The organism is Amycolatopsis sp. NPDC051106, assembly GCF_040682775.1.
Taxonomy (GTDB): Bacteria; Actinomycetota; Actinomycetes; order Mycobacteriales; family Pseudonocardiaceae; genus Amycolatopsis.
The window spans coordinates 15,740-40,151 of sequence record NZ_JBFBBQ010000041.1; the positions used below are offsets into that span (position 1 = coordinate 15,740).

The window sequence follows — 24,412 nt, forward strand, 5'->3', positions numbered from 1 at the left end:
CTGCCCAAGGCGCGGACCACGATCGGGCTGGCACCGGGCGCGGCGATGGCCGCCGCGGCGCACGGCGACGATCGCGAGGGCTAACCACCTGCTGCCTCTCACGCATCCCACCGGACTGGCGCACGCCATTTGCGAACTGCAAATTGCAGATCCGACGTCACCGCTCAACCGAGCGCCGAATACCGAAAATGAATTCCGAAACGCAGCGCGGTCCCAGCGAACAAGTCACGAGCTGAAATGAAAGTTGCTCCGAACGGCCGTACTTGATTCTACCGCGGACACATAACGTCACATGCCTGCGCAATCGACCCGGCGGATGGGTGAAACGAGTCCCCGGACGGTCGATCGTGGACTCGTGATCGCGGCACTGGAGGACAGCTTTACATGACGATCGACTTGGCGTTGAAAGAAGCGATGAGCATTCCCGGCGCCCTCGGCGCGACACTCGTCGACTACGACAGCGGGATGTCCCTCGGTTCGCTGGGTGGTGGCGACTGGCTCGACCTGGACATCGCGGCGGCGGGCAACACCGAGGTCGTCCGGGCGAAACTGCGCGTCATGTCCTCTCTCGGGCTCGACGACAGCATCGAGGACATCCTCATCACGCTCCACCGCCAGTACCACGTGATCCGGCCGCTGTCGGCCCGCGGCAACTCCACCCTGTTCCTCTACCTGGTCCTGGACCGCGAACGGGCGAACCTCGCGCTCGCCCGGCACAGCCTCAAGCGCATCGAAGCCAGCCTGTCCGTATGACGAGTGCCGACACCCACAGCCAGTCCTCCCGCCTGCCCCTGCCGGTCCGCACGCCGGCGCCGGAAAGCACCGGCACGGCGCGGGAGCGGGCGATGAAGCCCCCGCCCCTCGACGCCGACCGGATGCTCGAGGCGTTGCGCACGGTCCAGGACCAGGTCGACCAGGTGGCCGGGCTGCTCGTGGCCACCCACGACGGCCTGGTCCTGGCCGACGCCACCCGGGCCGTCGAGGCCGACAGCGTCGCCGCCATGTCGGCGGCCGCCATCGGCCTGGCCGCGCAGTTCACCGCCCAGGCCCGGATCGGCGAATCACGCAGTGCGATGTTCGAAGGCAGCTCCGGCTACGTCTGCGTCTTCCCGGTCGAGGGTTCGCTCCTGCTCGTCGTGTTCGGCCAGCCGGACATCACCATGGGACTGTTCACCCTCGCCGCCAAGCAGGCGTTGACCCTGCTGCGCCACCACCTCCCGGCGGCGGGAGGAGCACACCGCACGCGGCCGTCATCGGAGTGACGGCTGGTCGCGGAAGCGGGTCACCAGCTCGCCGAGTCCGTCGATCCGGCTGGTGAGCACGTCGCCGGCGGTGAGGTAGCGCGGCGGCGTCCGGCGGTGGCCGACCCCGGCCGGAGTGCCGGTGAAGATCAGGTCGCCCGGCAGGAGCGGGCACACCGCCGAGAGCCGGGCGACCAGGTCCGGGACGCCGAAGATCATGTCCGCGAGCGACGCCTTCTGCACCACTTCGTCGTTGAGCAGGCAGGTGATCGCGGCATCGGGGGCGAGCTCGGTGACCAGGTGCGGTCCGGTCGGGCCGAAGCCGGGGAACGACTTGGCCAGCGAGAACTGCGGCGGCTTCCCGAGCGACTGGACCCGCCGCTCCGACAGGTCCTGGCCGACCATGAACCCGGCGATGTGCTCCAGGGCGCGTTCCTCGCCGATCCGGTGCCCGCCCCGGCCGATCACGGCGACCAGCTCGACCTCCCAGTCGACCCGGTCACCGGGCAGCTCGACCGTCTCTTGTGGACCCGCGACGCAGGTCGGGAACTTGGTGAACACCAGCGGGTCGGCCGGGGGCTCGTAGCCGGCTTCGGCCGCGTGCGGCGGATAGTTCAGCGCCACCGCGAACACCTGCCGGGGCCGCGGCACGGGCGGTCCCAGCAGCGCCGGGTCGTACGGGCTCCCGGCCGGAGTCACCGAAGCGGCCCACGCGGAAAACGCCGTCCAGTTCTCCAGGACGTCCATCGGGCCGGGGCCGAAGCCGCCGGCGTCGAAGACGTCCAGCGCGCGGTCTCCGAAGATCAGGACGGCCCGGCCGGCGAGGGTGGCCAGGCGCATCACCGGTCACCGGCCGGCGGCGGGGTCTCGTGGGCGTCCTCCCACGAGACGACCCGGTTGCGCAGCACCCCGAGCTTCTCGATCTCGGCCTCGACCACGTCCCCGGGCTTCAGGTAGTTCGCGAACGGGTCTTCGGTGCTCGCCGCGACCCCGGCGACCGTGCCCGTCGTGATGAGGTCGCCGGCGCTGTAGACCTGCGGCGAGTGGTAGGCCACGAGCTGCGGGATCGTCACGGACATCCGGCCGGTGTTCGACTTCTGCCGCACCTGGCCGTTCACCCGCAGCTCCATGTCCAGGTCGTGCGGGTCGCCGACCTCGTCGGCGGTGACGATGTACGGGCCGATCGGGCAGAACGTGTCGATGGCCTTGGAGAAGGAGAACACCCCGGACTCCATCTCGCGCCGCTGGATGTCGCGGGCGGTGATGTCGTTGAACACGAGGTACCCGGCGATGTGCTCGGCCGCCTGCTCCTCGGTGAAGAACTTCCCGGGTTTGCCGATCACGACGGCCATTTCGAGCTCGTAGTCGAGCTCGCGGGTCAGGTGCGACGGGTACACGACGGGATCGCCGGGACCGATGATCGCGTCGACGTTCTGGAAGAACACGATGCCCTTGTTGACCGGGTGCGACCAGTTCACGCGGGCGAGGTCGTCGTGGTGCTCGCGGAAGTTCCCCGCCGTGTGGAAGAACTTCTTCGGCGCGATCGGGGCCCGCAGGCGCACCTCCGACGCGCGGAAACGGCGCCCGGTCTCGGGCACGCTCCCGCCGCGTTCGAAGAACTCGCGGGCCGAGGCGGTGTCGAGTTCCAGGACCAGGTCGTCGGCGAGACGGCCGACCAGGCCGTCGTCGAAGGTCACGAGTTTCACGGGCGCTCCACGGGGACGGTGACTCGGAAGACGCGCAGCTGGAGGGCCAGCGTCGCGTAGTAGCCCACCAGCGTGGTGAGCTCGACGGCCACGCGGTTGCCAATGATTGGCACGCACTCGGCGTAGGTCACGTCGTCGGCGTCGCCGTCCAGCAGCGCGAGCACGAACCGCAGGGCCGCGGTCTCCCCCGCGTCGAGCCCGTCCGGCACCGCGCGCGCCGCGACCGCCGTGAGCTGGGCGTCCGTCACGCCGGCGGCGCGGGCGGCGGGCTCGTGCGCGTACCGCTCGAACGCGCAGTCCCACCGCGCCGCCACCGCGAGGATCGCCAGCTCCCGCGCGCGGTCGCCGATCGCCGTCTCGTACCGCACGGCCGCGCCCAGCCGCTGCAGCGCCTGGCCGGCCGGCGGCGCGAACAACAGGGCGTTGAACGGCCCGGTCAGCGCGCCCGCGGCGTCGGTGAGCGGGAACGGGCCACCCGCCCGGGGCCCGCCGGTGATGGCTTCGCGCAGGGCGCGCTGGTCGTCGTCCAGGTCGGCCGGGGACAGCCGGGGCAGTCTCGTCATGCCCCGATCCCAGCAGCCCGGCCGGTGAGCGGACGCCGGTGTGCCATTCAATGGCACGTCCGTTCCGCCCCGGCGAACCGCGCGCCTAGCGTCGCCGCCAGGTCGGGAGCGAGGAGCGGAAGTGGACTGGCTGGGTCTGCGGGGCAAGGGCGCGCTGGTCGCCGGCGCGGGCGGGATCGGCGGTGCGGCCGCCCTCGCGCTCGCCGAAGCGGGTGCCGACGTGGTCGTCGCCGACGTCGATGAGCAGCGCCTCGAGGACCTGGCCCGCCCGGGAATCCGCGCGCTGCGCGCCGACCTCACCGAGGCGGGAAGCGCGCGGGACTGCGTCATCCGCGCCGACGCGCTGCTGGGCCGGCTCGACGTGTTCGTCCACGCGGTCGGCGTCAACGACCGGCGGCCGGTGCTCGACACGCCGGACGACGTCTGGCGCCGCATCACCGCGGTCAACCTGGACAGCGCGTTCTGGACCGGCAGGGCGGCGGGCGAGCTGATGGTCGCCCGCGGGTACGGCCGGATCGTCTACCTCTCCTCGGTGTCCGGCCTGCTCGCCCACCCGCACCACGCGCCGTACGCGGCCACCAAGGGTGCGGTCAACCAGCTCGCGCGGGTGATGGCCCGCGAATGGGCGGCCTCGGGCGTCACGGTCAACGCCGTCGCGCCCGGCTACACCGAGACCGCCCTGACCCGCGGACACCTCGAGCAGCCGGGTGTCCGGGACGGCCTCACCGGACTCGTCCCGGCCGGGCGGCTGGGCACCACCGAAGACCTGACCGGCCCGATCCTGTTCCTCTGCTCCGGCCACGCCGCGTTCGTCACGGGACACGTCCTGTACGCCGACGGCGGCCGCACCCTCGTCTGAAGGAGTCATTCCGTGCGTTTCACCGGCAAGACCGTCCTCGTCACCGGCGCCGGCACCGGGTTCGGTGCCGAGATCGCCGTCCGGGCCGCGAGCGAGGGTGCCGACGTCGCCGTGCACTTCCGCGGCTCGCGCGCCGGCGCCGAACGCACCGCCGCGCGCGTCGAGGAGCTGGGCCGCAAGGCTTTCCTCGTCCAGGCCGACATTTCCGAGCACGCGCAGATCCGCCGGATGGCCGACGAGGTGTGGAGCCACTTCGGCCGGGTCGACGTCGCGGTCAACAACGTCGGCGACGTCGCCCGCGACCAGATGTCGTGGCGGGACCTCACCGAGGAGTCCGTCGACCACGTGCTCGCCGTGGACATCAAGGGCACGCTGCTGTGCACGCACGAGTTCGGCGACCGGATGCTCGCCCAGGGCGGCGGCGCGATCGTGAACATCGGCTCGACCGTCGTCGCGCGCGGCAGCGCCCGCGCCCCGCAGTACGCGGCGGCGAAGGCCGGGATCATCGGCCTGACCAAGTCCTACGCCCACGCCTTCGCGCCCACCGTGCGGGTGAACGTGTTCGCCCCCGGCTTCATCGAAACCGAAGCCACGCTCGGCCGGGAGGACTGGCGCGCCGGCCGCGCCGAGAAGCTGCGGGACGCCACCCCGCTGGGCCGTATCCCGAAGCCCGAGGAGCTCGCCGGAGCGGCGCTGTTCCTCGCCACCGAGGACGCCGGGCACATCACCGGCGGTTTCCTGGTCGCCGACGGCGGCTACACCATGCTCGGCGCATGATCTCGGTCAGGAGGACGCAGATGGCACCCAGGATCGTGTTCACCGGCGGCCGCGTCTTCGACGGCAGCGGCTCCCCCGCCGTCCCGGGCGACGTCGTCGTCCGCGGCGACCGGATCGAGAGCGTGCGGCCCGGCGGCGGCACCGAGCCCGAGCCGGCCGACCGCGTCGTCGACTGCCGCGGCGCCACCGTGCTGCCCGGCCTGGTGGAGTCGCACTGCCACCTGACGTTCCCGTCCGCGGTCGGGCACGTCGACCCGTCGTTCAACCCGCCGGTCGACGTGAGCTTCTTCCGGCACATGCCCGGCCCGGACGAGCACCTGGCGATCGCCGAACGCAACGCCCGGATCCTGCTCGACCACGGGTTCACCAGCGCCTACTCCGCCGGCTCGCTGACGCCGGCGCCCACCGAGGTGCGGCTGCGCGACCGGATCGCCGCCGGCCTGGCCGCCGGACCGCGGATGCGGGCGGCGTCGTTCGAGCGGGACAACAACCCGGTCCGGATGGGCCCGGACGGGCCGGCCCCGCAGGAAACCGGTCCGGACGCCGTGCGCGCCTTCATCCGCGAACAGGCCGAACTCGGCTTCGACAGCGTGAAGCTGCTGATGAGCAACGACGACGTCTTCTTCGAGGGCGGCTCGATGGTCACCCAGTACAGCGCCGAAGAGGCGAACGCGGCCGGCGAGCAGGCGCGCGAGTCCGGGGTGTGGCTCAACTGCCACGCCCAGTCGCCCGAGTCGATCAAGCTCGCGGTGCGGGCCGGGTTCCGCTCGATCTACCACTGCTCCTACGCCGACACCGAAGCGATCGACCTCCTGGAAGCGCACAAGGAGTCGCTCTTCCTCTCCCCCGCCGTCGGCATCATGTGGGCCAACGTCCACGAAGGCGCCGAGTTCGGCATCGACCGGGCGATGGCGGAGAAGATGGGCTCGGTGAAGTCACTCGAGGCGATGGAGCAGCTGTACCCGGAGCTGCGCAAGCGCGGGCTGCGCGTGCTGCCCGGCGGTGACTACGGGTTCCCGAACAACCCGATCGGGCGCAACGCCCGCGACCTCGAGCTGTTCGTCCGGCTCTTCGGCTATTCCCCCGCCGAAGCGTTGCGGGCGACCACCTTCCACGGCGGCCAGGTGATGGACCTGCCGGTCGGGCTGCTCACCGAGGGCTACTTCGCCGACGTCCTCGTCGTCGACGGCGACCCGGTTTCGGACGTCACGCTGCTGCAGGACCCGGCCAACCTGCGGGTGATCATGCAGGGCGGCCGGTTCCACAAGGCGAGCGCGTGATCTACCGCGAGGTGCCGGGGTTCCGGCCCTTGGAGCTGGACCTGACCGTGCCGGACGACGCGGTCGCGACGATCGTGTACCTGCACGGCGGCGGCTGGCGGCGTGGCTCCCGGCTCACGCCGCTGCCGGGCTTCGAGCACCTGACCGGTGAGCTGGCGGCACTGGGGTTCCGCGTCGCCGTGGCCGACTACCGGCTCAGCGGGGAAGCGACCTTCCCCGCGCCGCTGGAGGACGTGCGGGCGGCGATCGAGTTCGTCCGGGACGGCAAGCCACTGGTCGTCTGGGGCGAATCGGCGGGCGCGCACCTCGGGCTGCTGGCGGCGCTCACCGGGTCCACAGTGGACGCCGTGGTGGCGTGGTTCCCGCCGACCGACCTGCTCGGCTTGACCGGCGACGTCTCCCGCGAAGCGTCCTTGCTGGGGGCGCCGCCGGAGTCGGTGCCGGACCTCGCACGCGAGGCGAGCCCGCTGACGCACGCGCACGGCGGCGCGCCGCCGATCCTGCTGGTGCACGGTTCGGAAGACGACCTCGTGCCGGCCACCCAGAGCGTCCGGCTGGCCGGGGCCCTGCGGGACGCGGGCGCGCCGGTGGAGCTGCACCTGGTGCCCGGCGCCCGCCACCGCTGGACGGGCGCCGACCCCGCGGCCGTCGTGGCCACCTCCGTCAAGTTCCTGCGGACCGCACTGACCCGCTGACGTGCCCGAGCGGGAACAGCGGGTCCGCGGTGCCGCCCGGCCGGTCCTCCGGGTGTGCTTCGACGGCGGCCATCGACGACGGCAGTTCGATCGGCAACCGGCCCTCGGCTTTCGCGTGACCGAAAACGACGTCGAGGACAGCGTCGTCGGCCGCGCCGAAGTCGGCCAGCAACGCGGCGGCGTGCTCGGCGAGTTCGGGCACGACGGCCGCCCGGTCGAGGAAGATGTCGACGACCGTCGGCACGGTGGCCATGAGGGCGCAGAGGTGGTCTCTCGCCTCCCGGGGCAGGTCGAGCCGGCCCTGGTGGAAGAACGCTTCGGGGAGCCGCGGCCTCGGCTCGTACGGGGTGCCGATCCGCACCACCGCCGCGTCCGCTTCGGCCGGGTCGTCCACAATGGACCCGTAGCGGGCCGCGACCGCGGGGTCGATTCCTTCGACGTACAGCCGGATTCCGGGTTCCAGCGGAAGCGAGCCGGCGAGCAGCACCATCGACCGGCGTTGCGCGTCGGCTCCCGCGGCCGTGAAGTCGGCCCGGCCGACGGTGGCGACCGCGCGCGCCTCGTCGACGTACGGGTTCTCGAACAACCCGAGCCGCATCATCAGCGTCAGGACGCGCCCGGCGGACTCATCGACCCGCGTCTCCTTCAGCCGGCCCGACTCGACCAGGCCGACGACGACGTCCGGGCACCACTCGCCGCCGAACTGGTCGACGCCCGCGTCGAGCAGCCGCAGCACGCGCCCGGCGGTGTCGAGGTGCTCGGCGCCCCACGCGCGGGCGGGCCACACCGAGCCGTCCGGGAGCGTCGTGTCGGTGAGCAGCCCGAAGTCCGTGCACACCAAGCCGTCGAAGCCCTCGTCGCGGCGCAGCTGCCCGGCGATCACCTCGCGGTCGAACGCGAACCCGACGCCGGCGAGTCCCGGCACGCCGACCGGGCGGCCGTAGTACGGCATCACCGCGGCCGCCCCGGCCCGCAGCGCCGGGCGGAAGACGGTCCGGTGCTCCTCGTAGCGCCCGTCGGGGTAGACCTGGTCCTTGCCGGCCGCGAAGTGCGCGTCCTCGCCTCCGGCCTGCGGGCCCGCGCCGGGCCAGTGCTTGACCATCGCCGCCACCGAATCCGGCCCCAGGTCCGTCCCCTGCAGGCCTTCGACGTAGGCGGCGGCCAGCCGGGCGACCACGGCCGGGTCGGCGCCGAACGTGCCCGCGGTGCGGCACCACCGCGGTTCGGTCGCCAGGTCGGCCATCGGGTGCAGCGCCAGCCGGATCCCGACGGCCGCGTACTCGGCGCGCACCACTTCGGCGAACGCGCGCACGGCGTCGGCGTCGGCGTCGCCCAGCGCGCCGAACCCGAGCGGTTCGGGCCAGCGGGAACAGCCGCCCGAAGGCACCGACGTCAGCGGGTTCTCGTTCGCCGAGTGCCGCGGGTCGGACGAGACGAGCACCGGGATGCCCAGCCGGCTTCCGGCCGCCAGCCGCTGTATTTCGTTGTGCCAGCGGGAAAGGGGCCCTGCCGAGACCGGTGCCATCAGGGACAGGCAGCGGACGTGCCGCTCCCGCAGCACCTCCGTCGTCGGCGCGGTGGGCAGCGGGCCGGCCGGCTCCTCGACGAAACCACCGTCGGCGGTGACCGCCACCGGGGCGTGGAAGAGCAGCCCGGCCTTCTCCGGCAGGGTCATCCGGCCGAGCAGGTCACGGACGCGTTCGTCGGCGGGCCGCGCGGGATCCTGGTACGGGAACATGCGGCCGAGCATGACCGCCGGTCCGGACGGGTGCCCATCGCCGTGCCATTCAATGGCACACCCGGCTAGCGTCACGCGTCTGAGGTTCGTTGACGGTCGCGGGTTCTGGGCCGGGTCGTGACGCCAGGAATGAGTCATTCACTGCATCGGCGCGGCCGGGAGTCATGCCCGGGCGACGCGCGACACCAGCTCTCGAGAACGCCACTCACGTAAAGCAGGTCACCCATGCGCAGGTCGTCGTCCTCCAGGGGCGGGAGACCTTGGGCGGCAAGCAGGTCGCGAGTGCCGGCCGTGGTCAGCGTCCAGCCGAGGCCGGTCAGGTACGGCGCCGCTTCGTTGCGCTCGCCGAAGTACCGCAGCCGCGCCATGTCGGGGTCGAAGCCGTGCGCGCGCCAGAGTTCGGAGATGCCGTTCAACCGCCGTTTCGTCTGGCTTTCGGCGCCCGGCCGCGGGTTCGGCCTGCTTTCGGTGGCCACCCGGCTCCCCGGCGCGCTGAGCTCGGTGACCGTGTCCAGCAGGCGGTCCTGCGCCTCCGGTGGCAAGTAGCCGAGCAGGCCTTCGGCGCTCCACGCGCTCGGCCGGGCCGGGTCGAACCCGGCGGTGCGCAGCGCGGCCGGCCAGTCGTCGCGCAGATCGACCGCGACCACCCGCCGGTCGGCCGTGGGCTCGGCGCCCAGCCCGGCGAGGGTGCGGGTCTTGAACTCGACGACCCGCGGCTGGTCGAGCTCGTACACCACCGTCCCGGCCGGCCACGGCAACCGGTACGCCCGCGAATCCAGCCCTGAAGCCAGGATCACCACCTGCTCGATGCCCGCGTTCGCCGCGTCGAGGAAGAACTCGTCGTAGAACCGGGTCCGCACCTTGGCGCCGTCGATCGCCACCTGCCCGACCAGCTCGCCCGGCGGCAGATCCCCGGCCGCCAGCCGGGTGAGCAGATCGATGCCGACCGCGCGGACGAGCGGCTCGGCGAACGGGTCGTCGAGGCGCGCGCGGTCCGTGCGGGTCGCGATCGCCCGGGTCATGGCGGCCATGGTCGCGGTCGCGCCGACACTCGACGCCAGGTCCCACTCGTCCCCGTGCTGCCTGGTCGAAGTCATGCGCGGACCGTAACGGAGGCTGCCGTCCGGCTGGCTAAAATGAGAGCGGTGACCGCTCGATTGCCTCGCCACCGGCGTTCCGACGCCCGCGGCCGCATCCTCGACGCGGCGCGCGCGGTGTTCGTCACCGAGGGCCTGGAGGTGCCGATCCGGGAGATCGCCCGGCGCGCCGAGGTCGGGCCCGCGACCGTCTACCGCCACTTCCCGGCCAAGGAAACGCTGGTCGCCGCAGCGTTCACCGAGCAGGTGCTCGCCTGGCGGGCCGCCATGGACGAAGGACTTGCCGACCCCGATCCCTGGCGCGGTTTCCGTGTCACGGTCCGGAAGCTGTGCGAACTGCAGGCCCGAGACCACGGCTTCACCACGGCGTTCAAGTCCGCTTTCCCGCGCACGCTGGACCTGGCCGCGATGCGCACCACGTCGCTGACCTCCGCGGCGCGGCTGATCCGCCGCGCCCGGGAAACGGGCCACCTGCGCGCGGACGTCGGCCTGGCCGACCTGAACCTCATGCTGATGGCCACCACGGGCATCCACGCACGCACCCCGGCCGCACGCATCGCCGCCTCCCGGCGCTTCGCCGCACTCACCATCCAAGCGTTCCAAGCCTGACGTCACCCATCCGCGAGGCGCTGAATCACCGCGCCCAGCCACGCCTCAAGCTCAGCGGAATCGCCTAGCTCCGAGCGCAGCACCCGGCGGCGGGTCGAGACACCGAGCACGAACGCGTCGATCGCCGCGGCCCGGCTACGGGCCTCCACGTCGGTCAGGCCGCTGTCGCGCAGGTAGCGGTGCAGCGGCTCCAGGGAGTTCGTGTCGAGGAAGGCGGCCAGCGCCTCCGCCGCCTCCGGGCGTTCGCCCGACGCGCGTTGCAGCACCAGCAGCGGATCCTCGCCCGGTTCGCCGGACCAGCGCCGGACGATGCTCGCCGCCAGCCGCGCGCCGAGCTCGGAACGGTCGCCGCCGAAGGAGTTCTCGACCGGGATCTCCACTCGGGTCGCCGCGAGGAAAAGGCCCTCCTTGCCGCCGAAGTAACGCGTGATGAGGTTGGGTGACACGCCGGCCGCGTCGGCCACGCCCTTGACCGCGACCGCCGTGTACCCGTGCTGGGAGAACTGGCGTCGTGCCTGGTCGAGGATTCGCTGCCGGGTGGCCGCCGCGTCGCGCGAAGTCATGTGTACGAGCATACACATCGTGTGTATCGTCGTACACATGACGGACGAACTGCGGGAAAGACTCCGGCGGACCCGACGGGTCACGACCCCCTGGACCGCCGACGAGACGCGCGGCGTCACCGGCGCCCGGCTCGACGCACTGCTCGCACGCTGGGCCGATGGCTATGACTGGGACGCGCACGAGCGCCGCATTCGCGCACTCCCCTGGGTCACGGTGAGCGCCGGCCTGCGGGTGATCCACCAGCGGGCCGCGGATCCCGACGCCCCGGTCGTCGTGCTGCTGCACGGCTGGCCGGATTCGGTGCTGCGGTTCGAACGCGTCCTGCCCCTGCTCACGGACGTGCACGTGGTGGTTCCCGCGCTGCCGGGCTTCCCGTTCGCGGCTCCGCTCACCACGTCCGGCATGTCGGCCGGCCGGATCGCCGGGATCGTCGCGGACGGGCTGGCCGAACTCGGTCACCGGCGCTACACGGTGTCGGGCGGCGACGTCGGGGGCACCGTCGCGGAAATCCTCGCGGGCGACCACCCGGACCGGGTGACAGCCTTGCACCTCACGAACATCGCCCCGCAGCGGGCGCTCACGGCGGACCCGGCGACGCTCGCGCCCGACGCGGCCGCCTACCTCGGCCGGGCCGCGCGGTGGTTCCGGAGCGAGGGCGGCTACATCGCCGAGCAGTCCACGCGGCCGAACACCCTCGCCGTCGCCCTCGGCGACTCGCCCGCCGGCCTCGCGGCTTGGATCGCGGAGAAACTCGAGTCCTGGTCCGGCGAAGCGGCCTTCACCCTCGACGACCTGCTCACCTGGATCACCGCCTATTGGGTCACCGGCACGATCGGCACCTCGTTCGCCACCTACACCGAACCGGTCGCCCTCCCCGGCCGGATCGAGACGCCGACCGTGCTGTCGATCTTCCCGCACGACACCAAACCGGAGCCGCGAAGCTACGCCGAAGCGTTCCTGAACGTCCGCGAATACGTGGAACACGAGGCCGGCGGCCACTTCGCCGCGTGGGAACAGCCCGACGCCTACGCCCGCGACCTGCACCGCGCGGTCGAGCTGAGCTGAAGGGCACCTTCAGCGCGTCACATGTGCCGAAGGGGCCCTTCAGCGGGCCGGTCTGCATACCGGGCGGCGATCGCGGCGGCGCGGTCGCGCAGCGCGGTGCGCAAGGACGGCGGTGCCAGCGCTTCCGCGTCCGTGCCGAGCTGCCACAGCGCCCACTCGGCGTGCCACGCGTCCTGGAACGTCGCCTCCAGCCGCAGCCAGCCGTCGGTGCCGGGTTCCGCCGTGCGGACCGCCACCGCGGTGCTCAGCACTTCCTCCCGCCGCTTCGGATCCACCCTCATCAGCACGGTGAGGTGTCCACCGGCGAGGAACTGCGCGCAACGGTCCCGCCACACCCGGTCCAGGTCGACGTGGCTCGGCCGTTGCGCCGGTTCGGGGAGGCCCTCGGCGGCCAGCACCCGCGACAGCCGGTAGGTGCGGTCCGCGCCGGCTCGCGTGGCCAGCAGGTAACCCCGGTCGCGGACGGAGACCAGGCCGATCGGGTCCACCGTGCGCCACCGCGGCGCCTGGTCCGCCGCCGCGTAGTGGATGCGCAGCCGGTGTCCGGAAAGGACCGCGCGCCGGATTTCGACCATGGCCGGACCGGGCACCTCCTCGACCGCCGCGCGACGGGAGAGCAGGTCGGTTTCCGGCTCGACGAGGAACCGGCGAGCCGCGTCGCTCGCGGTCGCCCGATGGCTTGCGGGCAGCGCGTCGGCCACCTTGCGCCGGGCCGACGCGAGCGCCGGGCCGAAGCCGAGGCCCGGGCCGGTGGCGAGCAGGGCCAGCGCCTCGTCGTGGTTCAGCCCGGTGAGCTCGGTCCGGAACCCGGGCAGCAACGCGAATCCCCCGTGCCGGCCGCGTTCGGCGTAGACCGGGACGCCGGCCGTGGACAGCGCTTCGATGTCGCGCAGCACGGTCCGGGTGGACACGTCCAGTTCGCGGGCGAGGACGTCCGCGGTCAGCCGGCCGCGCTGCCGCAGCAGCAGCACCAGCGAGACCAGGCGGTCGGCGCGCATCCGGAAACCCTAGCGAATACCCGACAACAGATGTCGTGATTTGCCGGGAGGCTCGTGCGCACCGAAGTCGAACCGAACGGAGCTGAAGTGGCAGTGGAACGAACGGCGGTCAACCCGACGACGTGGTCGACGGAAATGGGGTTCAACCAGGGAGAGCTCGTCTCCGGGCCCACCCGGACCCTGTACTGCTCCGGGCAGACCGCGATGAGCGCCGACGGCAAGCCCGAGCACGACGGGGACGTGGCCGCACAGCTGGCGCTGAGCCTCGACAACCTGGAGGCCGTGCTCGGTGAGGCCGGCATGACGCTGGCGAACCTCGTCCGGCTCAACGTCTACACCACCGACGTCGACGGGCTGTTCCCGCACTACGGGGTGCTGGCGGCGCGGCTGGGCGCCGCGGGGGTGGCCCCGGCGACGACGATGCTCGGGGTGACCCGGCTGGCGATCCCCGGCCAGCTGGTCGAGCTGGAAGGGACCGCCGTCTCGTAACGGCGTATCGCTGGCCGGAACGGTTTACCCGGGCCAATGCCCCAAAGTGCTATGCTCCGGGCTGAACCGTTCCTGTCAGCGAAACGAAGTCGAGGACCACGAGCTTGGCCGCCAACAGTACCGCCGGGCGCAAGCCCGCCACCGCGTCGGACAACGCCGGCACCGAGGCCGCCGCCCGGGTGGCGGACGTGCTGCTGCTCTTCACCGGTGGACCCCGGTACCTGGGCGTCAGCACGATCAGCCGGGAGCTCGACCTGTCGAAGGCGGTCGTCTACCGGATCCTGCAGTCGCTCGTCTCCCGCGAGATGCTGGCCACCGATCCCGGCGTCGCCGGCTACCGGCTCGGTCCGGCGGCGGTCGCCCTCGGGGCGAGCGCCCTGCGCCGGTTCGACGCCCGCGTCGCGGCCATTCCCGTCCTGCGGCGGCTGCGCGACGAGACCGGCGAGACCACCACGCTCTCCGGGCTGGTCGGCGACGAACGGGTGTACCTCGACCAGTTCGAGAGCCCGCGCGAGATCAAGATGACCGTGGAGCTCGGCCGGCGGTTCCCGCTGCACGCCGGTTCCTCCGGCAAGGTGATCCTCGCGTCCCTGCCCGAAGACCGCCGGGAAGCCTTGCTGCAGCGGGAACTCCCCGCGCTGACCGAGCACACGATCACCGCGGCCGACCAGCTGCGCGACGTCCTCGCCGACGTGACCCGCGACGGCGTCGCGGTCTCGCTCGGCGAACGCCAGCCCGGCGCGGGATCGGTCGCCGCTCCCCTGTTCGGGCCGGACGGCGAGGTCCACGGGTCCATCAGCATCTGCGGTCCGCAGTACCGCTTCACGCCCGACGCCGTCAGCCGCTACCGCGACCTCGTGCGCGAAGCGGCGGCCGAGATCCGGCAGAGCTGGGCCTGGCTGCAGGAGTCCGGCCGGTAGCGGTCGTGAGTGAGAAACAGGGTTAGAACTTCGTTCCTCACTCACGACCGTCTTTCAGCGGCCGCGCTTGAGGTACCGGCCCACCGGGTCGCCGACGACCTTGCCATCGGCGAACACGTGGTGGCCGCGTACGAACGTGTCGGTCACCTTCGCCGTCATGTCGAAGCCCTCGAACGGCGTGTACTCCTGCGTCGACTCCGATTCCGCCGCGCGCACGGTCCAGCGGACGTCCGGGTCGACCAGCGCGAAGTCCGCGTCGAAGCCTTCGGCGATCGTGCCCTTCTTCAGCAAGCCGTAGCGGCGCGCGGGATTCCGCGAAGTCAGCTGGGCGATCCTCTGCAGGGACAAGCCTCGCTTGGTCCCCTCGCCGACCAGCCCCGGCAGCAGGTACTCCGCACCACCGAAGCCGGACTTCGCGAGGAAGACGTCGTCGCGGTCCGAGCCGAACTTCAGCTCGTCGCGGCAGCACGCGTGGTCGCTGACGACCCAGTCCACGTCGCCGGCCAGCACGTGCCGCCACAGCGCCTCGACGTCCTCACGCTCGCGCAGCGGCGGGTTGACCTTGCCGCCGATGCCCGACGCCGTGTCGACGTCGGCCAGCAGGTGCCCGATCGTCACCTCGCGCCGGAAGTCGATGTGCGGGAAAGCCTTCCCCATCGTCAGCGCGGCCGAGAGCGCCTTCTCCGACGACAGGTGCAGCAGGTTGATGTTCGGCAACCCGGTCTCGTGCGCCAGGTACGACGCGATCGTGACGGCGAGCCCTTCGGAGTGCGGCGGCCGCGACGCGCTGTAGGCCCGCAGGCCCGACAGCGAGCCGTCCTGCTCCACCAGCTTCGTGTACGCGGTCATGATTTCCGCCGTCTCGCAGTGCAGCGAGAGCGAAAGGTGCGGCGCGTACTCCGTCAGCACCTCGCGCGCCTGCTGGACCCCGCGCATCACGAACTCGAAGTGCGCGATGTCATAGCGCTCGTCCGGCGGGATCATCAGGAAGTCGCTCTGGCTGGTGGAACGCCCGTGCAGGCCGTGGCTGCCGTAGAACATGAAGATCTTGAACGACGTGACGCCGAATTCCTCGACGAGGTAAGGGATCTCGGAGATGTGCTGCGAACTCATCGGCGCGAGGTGGAAGGCGTAGTCGACGTAGGCGTTGCCCTCCGACGCGCTGAGCACCTCGGGGAAGAAGTCGCGGTAGCTGCCGCCCTTGTTGAGGTAGTACTGGCCGGTGCGCATGTACGTCAGCGACGTCGTGACGCCGCCCTGCGCGCTCGCGCGGCTTTCGGTGCGGGTGTCGGTGGCGAGCTCGTTGTAGATACCCCAGTGCTGGTGCGCGTCGACGACGCCGGGGAAGGCGAGCAGCCCGCGGCCGTCGACGACCCGCGCGGCGTCGTCCGTCGGCAGGTCCGGCGCCACGCGCGTGATCGTGCCGTCGTTCACGGCGATGTCCAGCAGTTCGGGCTCGGTCCCGTCGGCGTCGTCGGGGCGGACGACCCGGACGTTCTTCACGAGCAGTTCCGTCGTTGCCATGGTTCTCCTCAGCTTGCGGTGTAGAGGTTTCGGCGCCGGGCGACGTCGCCGGCGGCCAGGTAGGCCAGCCCGAAGGCGGGCAGGAGTCCGTTGCCGGGCAGGTAGCCGGCGGCGCCGTGCCCGGAGATGCTCGCCGCGGCGCCACCCGCGGCGTAGAGCCCGGGGATCGGGCGGTCCTCGGGGTCGACGACGGCGGCGTGCTCGTCGACCAGCAGCCCGCCCTGGGTGTGGAACAGCGCGGGCACCACGCGCACGGCGGCGTAGCGGCCGGACAGCGGGCGCTCCCAGTGGGTGCGGCCGTGCTCGTCTTCGCGTTCGCCCCGCGCGATCGCGGCTGCGGTGGTGAGTTCTTCGGCGAGGGCGTCCGCAGGCAGGCCGGTCGCCTTCGCCAGCCCGGCGGCGTCGTCCGCCCAGACCAGCGCGCCGGCGGAGACCACGTCCCGGAAGTCCCGGAACGGCTGGCACTGCTCGAAGATCGTCTCGTCGAGCACGATCCAGCCGGTCGAGCCGGGCCGCGCGGCCAGTTCGGCGGCGTACTCGGAATAGCCGCGCGTCTCGTTGCCGAAACGGCGGCCTTCGCTGTCGACGAGGATCGCGCCGTGGATGATCGTCGCCCAGCCGACGAGCGTGCCCGCGGTGGCGGACACCGCGCCGTGGCCCTGGTAGGCGTCGAGGAACCCGGTCGCGGCGCCGAGCTTCTCGCCGATGCGCAGGGCGTCGCCGAGCGACTGGTCGCTGCCCTGGTAGAGCGATCCCGCGATCTCGGGCAGGTGCTTCGCGACGAGGTCGGCGTCGGCTCCGAATCCGTTGGTGGCCAGCAGGACCGCCCGCGTCGGGATCTCTTCCCCGGCGCCGTCGGGGTACCGGACGACGGCCGCGCGGACACCGTCCACATCGGACAGCACGTCGACGAGCCGGGCGGGGGCGAGGAGCTCGATGTTCTCGTGTTCGGTCACTTTGCGGGCGAGGTGGTCGATGACGCCGGAGCCGTGCCGGCCCGGGATCGTGTGGCACCGGGGCACGGCGTGGCCGGGGTAGTTGAAGTCGGTGACGAGCGAAAGCGGCAACCCCACCGAGTCCGCGAGCCACTCGACGAGCGGGGCGCTTACCGCGGCCAGGGTGCGGGCCAGCCGCGCGTCGGCCTGCCCATGCGTTTTGGCCATGATGTCCGCGACGAACTTCCCGGGCGAGTCGTCGATGTCCTCCGCGGCCTGCCAGCGGGAGCCGGCGCCGGGGAACATCGCCGTGGACATCGAGGTGTTGTTGCCGCGCCGGAAGTGTTCGCTCGCCTCGACCACCAGGACGCTCAGGCCCAGTTCGGCCGCCCGTAGGGCACCGGCGAGCCCGCCGCCCGCGCCGGCGACGACGAGGTCGGGTCCGCCGGTCACGCGACCCCCTCGACCGTCAGCAGGCGCAGCGCCAGTCCGGTGGGATCGACGATGCGCGCGGGGAGGTCGGCGGGCTCGACGTCGACCGCCGAACAGCCGTTGATCACCGCCGTGGCGCCCGATTCCGCCAGTTCGCGCACCGCCGTGCCGAGGGCGGCGTTCCACGTCTCGGTCTCGGCGATCGCGGAGAACGGCAGGTCCAGTACGCGGACGCCCACGAAGTACTCGGTCAGCCGGTAGGCGGCGATGCGTTTCGCGAACTCGTCGGCGATCGCCTCGTTGCGCACGACCGCGCCGAACCGGACGCCCTTCGCGGCGAGGTAGGTCGCCGACAGCTTGAGCAGGCCGTGCACCGGCAACGGCGGCTGCGCGACGGCGTCGGGGACGGCCGGGTCCAGCACGCAGTCCGGGAAGGCCAGGTCCCAGCCGTCGCCGGCGGCCGCGAGCGCCGCGGCGACGGCGTTCTCGGAAACCCGCATGGACTCGTCCGTGTCCAGGGTCTTCGGGGCCGACGGGCCGACGTCGCGCAGCTCGATCTCGAGGCCCGGCGGCGCGAGCCGGTCGTAGCGCTCCTGCCGCCGCCGGATCTCCTCGGGCGGCAGGTGGATGGGCGTCACCGCGAGGGCACGCATCAGTTCGGCTCCTTCTCTTCGGTTCCGGCCAGCTCGCGCAGCGCCGCGCCGGCGTGGGGCAGGCCGGGCAGGGCGCGGCCCAACGCGGCGGCGCGCGCCACGAACGGCCGGGGCAGCCACTTCCCGAGCAGGCCGACCAGGTCGGGCTCGGTCAGCGGGCGGTGGTCGGCGTCGCCGACCGGGTTGGGGACTTCGCAGGTCAGCGACGTGCCGTCGTCGAAGGCGACGGTCACGCGGGCGGCCCGCTCGTCCGGCAGCCGGGCGGTGAGGTCGGCGGCCTCGACCAGGCGCACCCGGCTCGCCAGGGAGCGCACGCCGGCGTCACAAAGCGGGCTCTCCGGCCCCACCTCGCCCGTCAACGCGGCGGTCGCCACCACGAACGGCGTCGAGAACATCGCCGAGAGCCGGTTCGACCAGTCCACCTCGGCCAGTCCGGCACCCAGGACGTGCGTCTCCACCAAGATGTGCGTGATGCCCTCGGCCCGGAAAGCCGGCCGCGAGCGCAGTTCGAGCACGGCGTCCGCCGCCGGGTGGGTGAAGGAGCAGGACGCGTGCCGCTTGAAGTAGCCGCGCGTGATGTCCCAGCGGGTGCCCAGGTCCGTGGTCAGCTCGGCCGCGTCGAACTCGCCGAGCAGGGTGCCGAGCGAGAGCGCGGCCGTGCCGGTGGTGCGGGCCATCCCGGCCGCCGCCATCCGGGCCGCGGCGAGCCCGGACGTCGCCGAGGCACCCAGCCACGCGTTGCGCACCGGGTTGCCCTGCGTCGCCGAGTCGAAGTGCCCGGCGATGCCCAGCCCGGCCGCGGTGTCGATGGCGGCCGCGACCGCCCCGGGCGGGAGGCCGAGCAGCCGCGCGCAGCCCGCCGCCGCACCGGGGACGCCCCAGCTGCCGTGCGGGTGCGCGCCCGCGCGCAGGGTGGTCGCGCGGCCGAACCGCGCGGCCACCTCGTAGGCGGCCAGCAGCGCCGCCGCCGTGTCCGCGCCGGTGCTGTCCAGTTCGGCCGCCAGCGCCAGCACCGCGGGGAACCCGTGGGCGGCGGGGTGACCCTTGGCGTACTTGTGCCCCTCGTCCAGCTCCAGCGAGACGAGCGCGACGCCGTTGAGCCACGCCGCCGCGTCGGTCGTGACGAGCCGCCCGGCACCGATGAGCGGCGCCGGACCGGCCGGGGCGCGCCAGGCATCGGCCAACGAACGCTGCTCCGGCAGCGAAGCACCCAATGCGGTGACGCCGACGACGTCGAGCAGGACGAGGGACAGCCGGTCGAGCACCGCGGCCGGGACGCTCGCGACGTCCAGTTCGGACACCCAAGCTCCCAGCGATGCGGTCGCCGCAGCGGCTTGTTCGCGTTTCACAGTCCCAAGTACGCCTTCCTGACGCGCTGGTCACCGGCCAGTTCGGCGCCGGTGCCCTGCAGGACGGTCGACCCGCTTTCCAGCACGTACGCGCGGTCGGCGATGGCCAGCGCCTGCTTCGCGTTCTGCTCGACCAGCAGCACGGCCACCCCGCCGTCCCGGATGCGCTGGACCGCTTCCAGCACCGTCCAGGTCAGTTTCGGCGAAAGCCCGGTCGACGGCTCGTCGAGCATCAGCAGCCGCGGCCCGGCCATCAGGGCGCGGCCGATCGCGAGCATCTGCTGCTGGCCGCCGCTGAAGGTCTGGGCGATCTGCGTCCGGCGCTCGGCGAGCACCGGGAACAGCTCGTAGACCTCGGCCAACGACGCAGCGGCCTGGGCGGGTGTGCGGGTCCACGCACCCATCCGCAGGTTCTCCTCGACGGTGAGCGTGCCGAACAGCGCGCGGTCCTCGGGCACGTGCACCAGCCCGTCGCGCACGAGCTGGTCCGGACGCCGGCCCGCGGTCGGCTCGCCGTCGAGCGTGACGCGGCCCGACGACGGCTTGAGCTGCCCGCAGATGCTGCGCAGCGTCGTCGTCTTGCCGGCCCCGTTCGCACCGACCAGCGCGACGATCTCGCCGGCGCCGAGGTGCAGGTCGACGTCGTGCAGGATGCGCATCCGCCCGTACCCGGCGCACACCTTCTCAAGCGTCAGCATGGGTCGGCTCCTCACCGAGGTAGGCGTCGATGACGCGCGGGTCGCTGGTCACCTCGGAGGGCGAGCCGACGGCCAGCACGCGGCCCTGGTCGAGCACGAGGACGCGGTCGGCCAGCCGCATCACCGCGGCCATGATGTGCTCGATGAACACCAGCGTGACGCCCTCCTGCTCGCGCAGCGTGGCGAGCAGGTCGAGCACCGGTTCGCGCTCGGCCGGGACCAGCCCGGCCAGCACCTCGTCGAGCAACAGCACCTTCGGCCGGGTCGCGAGCGCCCGGGCCAGTTCGAGGCGCTTGAGCCCGGCGGTCGGCAGGTCGGTGGCGGCGCGGTGCGCCCACGGCCCGAGCCCGACCCGGTCGACGACGTCGAGCGCGTGCGCTCGCAACGCTTTCGCGCTCAGCCGGTGGTGCTGCGCGGCGAGGCTGACGTTCTGCGTCACCGTCATGCTCGCGAACGGCCGCATCAGCTGGAACGTACGGACCATCCCGGCACGGGCGATCCGGTCGGCCGCACGGCCGGTGACGTCGTCACCCGCCAGCCGCACCCGGCCGGTGTCCGGCTTCAGCGCGCCGGAGATGACGTTGAACAGGGTCGTCTTGCCCGCGCCGTTGGGCCCGATGACGCCGAGGATCTCGCCCTCGGCGACCGAAAGGTCCACATCGGACAGTGCGTGGACACCGCGGAACGCCTTGCCGACGCCGGTGACTTCCACGATGCTCATCGACGCCACCTCGCAGCGAGAGTTCCGACGATCCCCTTGGGCAGCACCCGGACGATCAGGATCACCAGCACCGCGTACAGCACGACGTCGAGGCCGCTGCGGCCCTGCAGGAAGCCCAGGAACTCCGGTGGGGTGCGCAGCAGCGTCGCCGTGACGTCGGTGAGCGAGCCGATGATGATCGCGCCGACCACCGGACCCCACACCGTGCCGATGCCGCCGATGACCACGGGCACGATCGCCTGGATCGAGATGGCCGAGCCGAACCCGAGATCGGGGTTCACGAACAGGTAGTACTGCGTGTAGAAAGCGCCCGCCACCGCGGTGATCGCGGCGGACAGCGCGACCGTCATCAGCTTGTGCCGCACCACCGGAGCGCCGAGTGACGCGGCGGCCAGTTCGTCGTCGCGGATGGCCGTGACGTACCGGCCGGCGCGGGAGTGCAGGAAGACGATGCTGATCGCGACCGCCGCCCCGGCCAGGACCAGGGCCACCCAGAAGTACGCGGGCGAGTCGGCCGGGAACTGGATCAGCCACAGCGACGAGTCCTGGATCAGCGGCACGCTGTAGCCCACGGACTTGTTGGCGAAGGCGCTGCTCGTGACGATCAGCCGCAGCATCTCCGCGAACGCGAACGTCGCCAGCGCGAAGTAGGCGCCCTGGAGCTTGTAGCGGAAGGAGAAGTAGCCGATGATCACCGCGACCGCAGCGGCCACCGCCATCCCGGCCAGCATCCCGATCCACGGCGAGACGTTGTGCTTCACCAGCAGGTACGCGCTGGTGTAAGCGCCGAGGCCGAAGTAGGCGGCGTGGCCGAAGCTGAACATCCCGCCGAACCCGCTCATGATGTTCCAGCCGACGGCCATCAGCAGGAAGATCAGGATCCGGACGGCGACCGCTCCTTGGGCGGCGGGCAGGATCAGCGGCAGCGGGATCGCGACGATCACCAGAATCGCGAGGATGGCCAGCTGCCGGTTCTGCGGGCGCAGCGGCGGCGCTTTGACGGCGTCCGAGGATCCGGTCGGCGCGGCGATGGTGATGGTGCTCATGCGCGCCTCCCGAACAGGCCCTGCGGGCGGAGGAACAGCACCAGCACGAACACCACGAAGACACCGAGCAGCGAGCTCTGGCCGCCGAGGTAGATCGTGGTGAGCTGCTCGACCAGCCCGATCAGCAGGCCGCCGACGAGCGCGCCGACGACGTTGCCCATCCCGCCGAGCACCACGACGACGAACGCCGTGATGTTGAACTGCTCCCCCAGCGTGGGCGTCACCGTGACGAGCGGGCCGGCCAGTACCGCCGCGGCTCCCGCGCACGCCGTGCCGATGGCGAACGTCAGCGTGTGCATCCGGCGGACGTTGATGCCGACCAGCGCCGCACCAGGCGCGTTCGCGGCGACCGCGCGGATCGCCGTGCCCAGCCGGGTCCGCCGCAGCAGCCAGTACAACAGCCCGCCGAGCACGATCGCGCCGAGGAACGCGTACAGCCGCGAACCCGCGACCACCGCGCCCAGCAACGGGAACTGGAAGTCGCCGGGCAGGTCGATCGTCTTGGGCTCGGCACCGAAGAACATCAGCAGCCCGTTCTCCAGCAGCAGCGACAGGCCGAGCGTGATCAGCAGCTGGTTCTCCAGCGACCCTCCCCCCTTCCCGGACAGCAGTCCGCGGTGCACGGCCGCGCCGAGCAGGAACAGCACGGGCACCGCGGCGATCAGCGTCAGGTAGGGGTGCAGCCCGGTCGCCTGGATCATCCCGAAGGACAGGAACATCGCGACCGTGAGGAACGCGCCGTGGGCGAAGTTCACGATGTCGAGCACGCCGAAGATCAGCGTCAGGCCCATCGCGATCAGGCCGTAGAGCCCGCCGGTCAGGATGCCGGTGACCACCGACTGCCAGACCACCAGGCCGCTGCCGGACTGCACCAGCGCGAGCACGATCGCGACGACGAGGACGGCGGCCACGATGCCGGCCCGGCCGAGGAAACCCCTGTCCGCCTTGATCTTCTGGTCGGGTGGTGCGGTTTCGGGGACGACGGGCGCCCCGGTGTCGAGTTCGGTCATGGTCGCCACGCCACCCTGTAGTCGGGCCGGGATTCGGCTTTTTCGGGGGGATACACCTGCTGGACCCGCCCGTCCCGGACCTGCATCAGGACGGGGAAGGCGTTGCGGTTGTCGCCGTTGGGGGCGAACTGGATCTGCCCGCGGCCGACGGTCAACGGCGAGACCTGGGCGGCGGCGATCGCGTCCCGCACCTTCTGCGGGTCGGTGCTCGCGGCCTGCTCGACGCCGTGCGCGATCACCTGGACCGCGTCGTAGGACAGGACCGCGCCGGTGCGCATCGGGTCGCCGTAGAGCTTTTGGTACTTCTCGCGCAGCGCGACGGTCTCGGGGTTCGTCGCGTCGTAGTGGTAGTTGGTGCTGAAGTAGAGGTTGCCGAGCGCGGCGGCGTCGGCGACGAACTTGGGCTGGTCGTACGCGCCGTTCGAGACACCCCAGACCGCGTTGAGGCCGGGTTTGACCGACGCGATCGCCTTGGCCGCCAAAAGACTGTCGCGGTAGTAGCCGGCGACCGCCAGCACGTCCGCCCCCGAGGCCTTGACCTGCGTGATCTGGGCGGTCAGGTCGCTGACGGTGGTGGCGTCGTAGCTGATGTTCGGGCCGATCCCGATGCCGAGCTGCTTCGCCGCGGCGGTGAAGGCGTCGGCCGCGCCGCTGCCGAAGTCGCTCTGCTCGTGCAGGAACGCGACCTTGCGCACGGGCTTGCCGGCCTGGTCCGAAACCGCCTTCAGGTACTGCGCGGCGGCCGTCGCGATCGCCTTGCTGCCCGGCTGCACGCGGAACGAGTACTGGTAGCCGTGGGAGAAGATCGCGTCGGAGGCGGTCACGTCCATCACGAACGGGACCCGGTTGCGTTCGGCCACGACGGCGACGTTGGTGCTCACGGCGCTCTGGTAGGTACCGACCAGGCTGACCGCGCCGGCCGAGATCAGCCGCTGGGCCTCGCTCTGCCCGATGTCGGCCTTGCCCTGCGTGTCCCCCGTGACCAGCTCGACCTTGCGGCCGCCGAGCGACTTGATGCCGCCGGCCGCGTTGATCGCGTCGACCGCCAGCTGCGCGCCGCGGCGCATCTGCAGGCCGTCGACCGCGTTCGAGCCGCTGACCGGGTGCAGTGCCCCGATCTTGACCGGGCCCTCGTCCCGCCCCGCGGCGGCGCCCCCGGCTCCCATCGGAGCCGATCCCCCGCACCCGGTCACGAGCAGGGCCAGCGCCCCGAGTCCCGCGACGAGCATTCGTGCGGACATGTCACCTCTTCCCACTGGAAGGGCTGTCGTTCCGCTAAGCGAAACGCCAGGTTTGTTGCGGGTCATCGTGACACCCGGCCCGACTTCAGGTCAACATCTGCGCATAACTTGACGGACACGTGCGATCAGTGCGAACTTGGGAAACACCGAGAGACGTCGCTACGAAACCAGACGTTCACAAGCGTTCCCCCCGGCGAAACGA

Annotated in this window: 26 protein-coding genes; 10 read left to right on the plus strand and 16 right to left on the minus strand. The window is 72.0% G+C overall.

Annotation, left to right across the window (positions count from 1 at the left end):
- Nucleotides 1-384 precede the first annotated feature (384 nt).
- Nucleotides 385-753 carry a hypothetical protein gene (locus AB0M83_RS27560; RefSeq protein WP_364521272.1) on the plus strand — a complete coding sequence of 123 codons (369 nt, stop codon included), beginning with the start codon at nucleotides 385-387 and terminating at the stop codon, nucleotides 751-753.
- Nucleotides 750-1,262: a roadblock/LC7 domain-containing protein gene (locus AB0M83_RS27565; RefSeq protein ID WP_364521273.1), complete on the plus strand. Its 513-nt coding sequence runs from the start codon at nucleotides 750-752 to the stop codon at nucleotides 1,260-1,262. The genes AB0M83_RS27560 and AB0M83_RS27565 overlap by 4 nt, the downstream gene beginning before the upstream one ends.
- Here the strand turns inward: AB0M83_RS27565 and AB0M83_RS27570 are convergent.
- The 3 genes from AB0M83_RS27570 to AB0M83_RS27580 are packed head-to-tail and all read right to left on the minus strand — an operon-like array spanning nucleotide 1,251 to nucleotide 3,510.
- Entirely contained in the window at nucleotides 1,251-2,081 is an 831-nt protein-coding gene (locus AB0M83_RS27570; RefSeq protein ID WP_364521274.1) for a fumarylacetoacetate hydrolase family protein, read from the minus strand. The genes AB0M83_RS27565 and AB0M83_RS27570 overlap by 12 nt on opposite strands.
- Nucleotides 2,081-2,947: a fumarylacetoacetate hydrolase family protein gene (locus AB0M83_RS27575; RefSeq protein WP_364521275.1), complete on the minus strand. Its 867-nt coding sequence runs from the start codon at nucleotides 2,945-2,947 to the stop codon at nucleotides 2,081-2,083. The genes AB0M83_RS27570 and AB0M83_RS27575 overlap by 1 nt, the downstream gene beginning before the upstream one ends.
- Nucleotides 2,944-3,510 (minus strand): carboxymuconolactone decarboxylase family protein, encoded by a 567-nt coding sequence (locus AB0M83_RS27580; protein ID WP_364521276.1) that lies wholly within the window; start codon nucleotides 3,508-3,510, stop codon nucleotides 2,944-2,946. Before AB0M83_RS27580 ends, AB0M83_RS27575 begins: the two co-directional genes overlap by 4 nt.
- A 121-nt stretch (nucleotides 3,511-3,631) precedes the next feature.
- Here AB0M83_RS27580 and AB0M83_RS27585 point away from each other — a divergent pair, with 121 nt between their 5' ends.
- The 4 genes from AB0M83_RS27585 to AB0M83_RS27600 are packed head-to-tail and all read left to right on the plus strand — an operon-like array spanning nucleotide 3,632 to nucleotide 7,121.
- Complete coding sequence (locus AB0M83_RS27585; RefSeq protein ID WP_364521277.1) at nucleotides 3,632-4,369, plus strand: SDR family oxidoreductase; 738 nt, start codon at nucleotides 3,632-3,634, stop codon at nucleotides 4,367-4,369.
- 12 nt (nucleotides 4,370-4,381) lie between these two features.
- Entirely contained in the window at nucleotides 4,382-5,146 is a 765-nt protein-coding gene (locus tag AB0M83_RS27590) for an SDR family oxidoreductase (RefSeq protein ID WP_364521278.1), read from the plus strand.
- 20 nt (nucleotides 5,147-5,166) lie between these two features.
- Entirely contained in the window at nucleotides 5,167-6,426 is a 1,260-nt protein-coding gene (locus AB0M83_RS27595) for an amidohydrolase family protein (protein WP_364521279.1), read from the plus strand.
- Nucleotides 6,423-7,121, plus strand: coding sequence for an alpha/beta hydrolase (locus AB0M83_RS27600; RefSeq protein WP_364521280.1), 699 nt, complete (start codon nucleotides 6,423-6,425; stop codon nucleotides 7,119-7,121). The genes AB0M83_RS27595 and AB0M83_RS27600 overlap by 4 nt, the downstream gene beginning before the upstream one ends.
- Here the strand turns inward: AB0M83_RS27600 and AB0M83_RS27605 are convergent.
- Both AB0M83_RS27605 and AB0M83_RS27610 read right to left on the minus strand, forming a co-directional pair.
- Nucleotides 7,090-8,859 carry a glycoside hydrolase family 3 N-terminal domain-containing protein gene (locus AB0M83_RS27605; RefSeq protein WP_364521281.1) on the minus strand — a complete coding sequence of 590 codons (1,770 nt, stop codon included), beginning with the start codon at nucleotides 8,857-8,859 and terminating at the stop codon, nucleotides 7,090-7,092. The genes AB0M83_RS27600 and AB0M83_RS27605 overlap by 32 nt on opposite strands.
- A gap of 134 nt (nucleotides 8,860-8,993) precedes the next feature.
- On the minus strand, nucleotides 8,994-9,956 hold the full coding sequence (locus tag AB0M83_RS27610) for a class I SAM-dependent methyltransferase (protein ID WP_364521282.1): 963 nt from the start codon (nucleotides 9,954-9,956) through the stop codon (nucleotides 8,994-8,996).
- A gap of 48 nt (nucleotides 9,957-10,004) precedes the next feature.
- Here AB0M83_RS27610 and AB0M83_RS27615 point away from each other — a divergent pair, with 48 nt between their 5' ends.
- Nucleotides 10,005-10,565: a helix-turn-helix domain-containing protein gene (locus AB0M83_RS27615; protein WP_364521283.1), complete on the plus strand. Its 561-nt coding sequence runs from the start codon at nucleotides 10,005-10,007 to the stop codon at nucleotides 10,563-10,565.
- Between the two features lie 2 nt (nucleotides 10,566-10,567).
- Here AB0M83_RS27615 and AB0M83_RS27620 read toward each other — a convergent pair whose 3' ends face one another.
- On the minus strand, nucleotides 10,568-11,128 hold the full coding sequence (locus AB0M83_RS27620) for a TetR family transcriptional regulator (RefSeq protein WP_364521284.1): 561 nt from the start codon (nucleotides 11,126-11,128) through the stop codon (nucleotides 10,568-10,570).
- 37 nt (nucleotides 11,129-11,165) lie between these two features.
- On the opposite strand from AB0M83_RS27620, the gene AB0M83_RS27625 reads away from it, so the two are divergent.
- On the plus strand, nucleotides 11,166-12,194 hold the full coding sequence (locus AB0M83_RS27625; protein ID WP_364521285.1) for an epoxide hydrolase family protein: 1,029 nt from the start codon (nucleotides 11,166-11,168) through the stop codon (nucleotides 12,192-12,194).
- A gap of 17 nt (nucleotides 12,195-12,211) precedes the next feature.
- On the opposite strand, the gene AB0M83_RS27630 is transcribed toward AB0M83_RS27625, so the two are convergent.
- Nucleotides 12,212-13,192 carry a WYL domain-containing protein gene (locus AB0M83_RS27630; RefSeq protein WP_364521286.1) on the minus strand — a complete coding sequence of 327 codons (981 nt, stop codon included), beginning with the start codon at nucleotides 13,190-13,192 and terminating at the stop codon, nucleotides 12,212-12,214.
- 93 nt (nucleotides 13,193-13,285) lie between these two features.
- Between AB0M83_RS27630 and AB0M83_RS27635 the strand changes: the two genes are divergently transcribed.
- Both AB0M83_RS27635 and AB0M83_RS27640 read left to right on the plus strand, forming a co-directional pair.
- Nucleotides 13,286-13,681 (plus strand): RidA family protein, encoded by a 396-nt coding sequence (locus AB0M83_RS27635; RefSeq protein WP_364521329.1) that lies wholly within the window; start codon nucleotides 13,286-13,288, stop codon nucleotides 13,679-13,681.
- A gap of 104 nt (nucleotides 13,682-13,785) precedes the next feature.
- Entirely contained in the window at nucleotides 13,786-14,601 is an 816-nt protein-coding gene (locus AB0M83_RS27640) for an IclR family transcriptional regulator (protein WP_364521287.1), read from the plus strand.
- A gap of 54 nt (nucleotides 14,602-14,655) precedes the next feature.
- On the opposite strand, the gene AB0M83_RS27645 is transcribed toward AB0M83_RS27640, so the two are convergent.
- Genes AB0M83_RS27645 through AB0M83_RS27685 form a run of 9 tightly spaced genes read right to left on the minus strand, consistent with a single transcriptional unit; the run spans nucleotide 14,656 to nucleotide 24,210 of the window.
- Nucleotides 14,656-16,125, minus strand: a complete 1,470-nt coding sequence (locus tag AB0M83_RS27645) for a dihydroorotase family protein (protein ID WP_364521288.1) — start codon at nucleotides 16,123-16,125, stop codon at nucleotides 14,656-14,658.
- An 8-nt stretch (nucleotides 16,126-16,133) separates the two neighbouring features.
- The gene (locus AB0M83_RS27650; protein WP_364521289.1) at nucleotides 16,134-17,513 is read right to left on the minus strand and encodes an FAD-binding protein; all 1,380 of its coding nucleotides are present in this window, start codon (nucleotides 17,511-17,513) and stop codon (nucleotides 16,134-16,136) included.
- Nucleotides 17,510-18,145: an aspartate/glutamate racemase family protein gene (locus tag AB0M83_RS27655; protein ID WP_364521290.1), complete on the minus strand. Its 636-nt coding sequence runs from the start codon at nucleotides 18,143-18,145 to the stop codon at nucleotides 17,510-17,512. The genes AB0M83_RS27650 and AB0M83_RS27655 overlap by 4 nt, the downstream gene beginning before the upstream one ends.
- Nucleotides 18,145-19,446, minus strand: coding sequence for an MmgE/PrpD family protein (locus AB0M83_RS27660; RefSeq protein ID WP_364521291.1), 1,302 nt, complete (start codon nucleotides 19,444-19,446; stop codon nucleotides 18,145-18,147). Before AB0M83_RS27660 ends, AB0M83_RS27655 begins: the two co-directional genes overlap by 1 nt.
- Before the next feature lie 44 nt (nucleotides 19,447-19,490).
- A complete protein-coding gene (locus AB0M83_RS27665; RefSeq protein WP_364521293.1) occupies nucleotides 19,491-20,192 on the minus strand; it encodes an ABC transporter ATP-binding protein in 702 nt (233 codons plus the stop codon).
- Nucleotides 20,179-20,913: an ABC transporter ATP-binding protein gene (locus tag AB0M83_RS27670; RefSeq protein ID WP_364521294.1), complete on the minus strand. Its 735-nt coding sequence runs from the start codon at nucleotides 20,911-20,913 to the stop codon at nucleotides 20,179-20,181. The genes AB0M83_RS27665 and AB0M83_RS27670 overlap by 14 nt, the downstream gene beginning before the upstream one ends.
- The gene (locus AB0M83_RS27675) at nucleotides 20,910-21,959 is read right to left on the minus strand and encodes a branched-chain amino acid ABC transporter permease (RefSeq protein WP_364521295.1); all 1,050 of its coding nucleotides are present in this window, start codon (nucleotides 21,957-21,959) and stop codon (nucleotides 20,910-20,912) included. The genes AB0M83_RS27670 and AB0M83_RS27675 overlap by 4 nt, the downstream gene beginning before the upstream one ends.
- Nucleotides 21,956-22,969, minus strand: coding sequence for a branched-chain amino acid ABC transporter permease (locus AB0M83_RS27680; RefSeq protein WP_364521297.1), 1,014 nt, complete (start codon nucleotides 22,967-22,969; stop codon nucleotides 21,956-21,958). Before AB0M83_RS27680 ends, AB0M83_RS27675 begins: the two co-directional genes overlap by 4 nt.
- On the minus strand, nucleotides 22,966-24,210 hold the full coding sequence (locus AB0M83_RS27685; protein WP_364521298.1) for an ABC transporter substrate-binding protein: 1,245 nt from the start codon (nucleotides 24,208-24,210) through the stop codon (nucleotides 22,966-22,968). The genes AB0M83_RS27680 and AB0M83_RS27685 overlap by 4 nt, the downstream gene beginning before the upstream one ends.
- Between the last annotated feature and the right edge of the window lie 202 nt (nucleotides 24,211-24,412).

Bases quoted from the DNA above. Each gene is read 5' to 3' on its own strand.
- AB0M83_RS27685 (WP_364521298.1), bottom strand. From the start codon at position 24,210: ATGTCCGCACGAATGCTCGTCGCGGGACTCGGGGCGCTGGCCCTGCTC.
- AB0M83_RS27675 (WP_364521295.1), bottom strand. From the start codon at position 21,959: ATGAGCACCATCACCATCGCCGCGCCGACCGGATCCTCGGACGCCGTC.
- AB0M83_RS27560 (WP_364521272.1), top strand. From the start codon at position 385: ATGACGATCGACTTGGCGTTGAAAGAAGCGATGAGCATTCCCGGCGCC.
- AB0M83_RS27645 (WP_364521288.1), bottom strand. From the start codon at position 16,125: ATGGCAACGACGGAACTGCTCGTGAAGAACGTCCGGGTCGTCCGCCCC.
- AB0M83_RS27565 (WP_364521273.1), top strand. From the start codon at position 750: ATGACGAGTGCCGACACCCACAGCCAGTCCTCCCGCCTGCCCCTGCCG.
- AB0M83_RS27580 (WP_364521276.1), bottom strand. From the start codon at position 3,510: ATGACGAGACTGCCCCGGCTGTCCCCGGCCGACCTGGACGACGACCAG.
- AB0M83_RS27595 (WP_364521279.1), top strand. From the start codon at position 5,167: ATGGCACCCAGGATCGTGTTCACCGGCGGCCGCGTCTTCGACGGCAGC.
- AB0M83_RS27620 (WP_364521284.1), bottom strand. From the start codon at position 11,128: ATGACTTCGCGCGACGCGGCGGCCACCCGGCAGCGAATCCTCGACCAG.
- AB0M83_RS27655 (WP_364521290.1), bottom strand. From the start codon at position 18,145: ATGCGTGCCCTCGCGGTGACGCCCATCCACCTGCCGCCCGAGGAGATC.
- AB0M83_RS27630 (WP_364521286.1), bottom strand. From the start codon at position 13,192: ATGCGCGCCGACCGCCTGGTCTCGCTGGTGCTGCTGCTGCGGCAGCGC.
- AB0M83_RS27605 (WP_364521281.1), bottom strand. From the start codon at position 8,859: ATGTTCCCGTACCAGGATCCCGCGCGGCCCGCCGACGAACGCGTCCGT.
- AB0M83_RS27670 (WP_364521294.1), bottom strand. From the start codon at position 20,913: ATGAGCATCGTGGAAGTCACCGGCGTCGGCAAGGCGTTCCGCGGTGTC.
- AB0M83_RS27680 (WP_364521297.1), bottom strand. From the start codon at position 22,969: ATGACCGAACTCGACACCGGGGCGCCCGTCGTCCCCGAAACCGCACCA.
- AB0M83_RS27610 (WP_364521282.1), bottom strand. From the start codon at position 9,956: ATGACTTCGACCAGGCAGCACGGGGACGAGTGGGACCTGGCGTCGAGT.
- AB0M83_RS27665 (WP_364521293.1), bottom strand. From the start codon at position 20,192: ATGCTGACGCTTGAGAAGGTGTGCGCCGGGTACGGGCGGATGCGCATC.
- AB0M83_RS27570 (WP_364521274.1), bottom strand. From the start codon at position 2,081: ATGCGCCTGGCCACCCTCGCCGGCCGGGCCGTCCTGATCTTCGGAGAC.
- AB0M83_RS27625 (WP_364521285.1), top strand. From the start codon at position 11,166: ATGACGGACGAACTGCGGGAAAGACTCCGGCGGACCCGACGGGTCACG.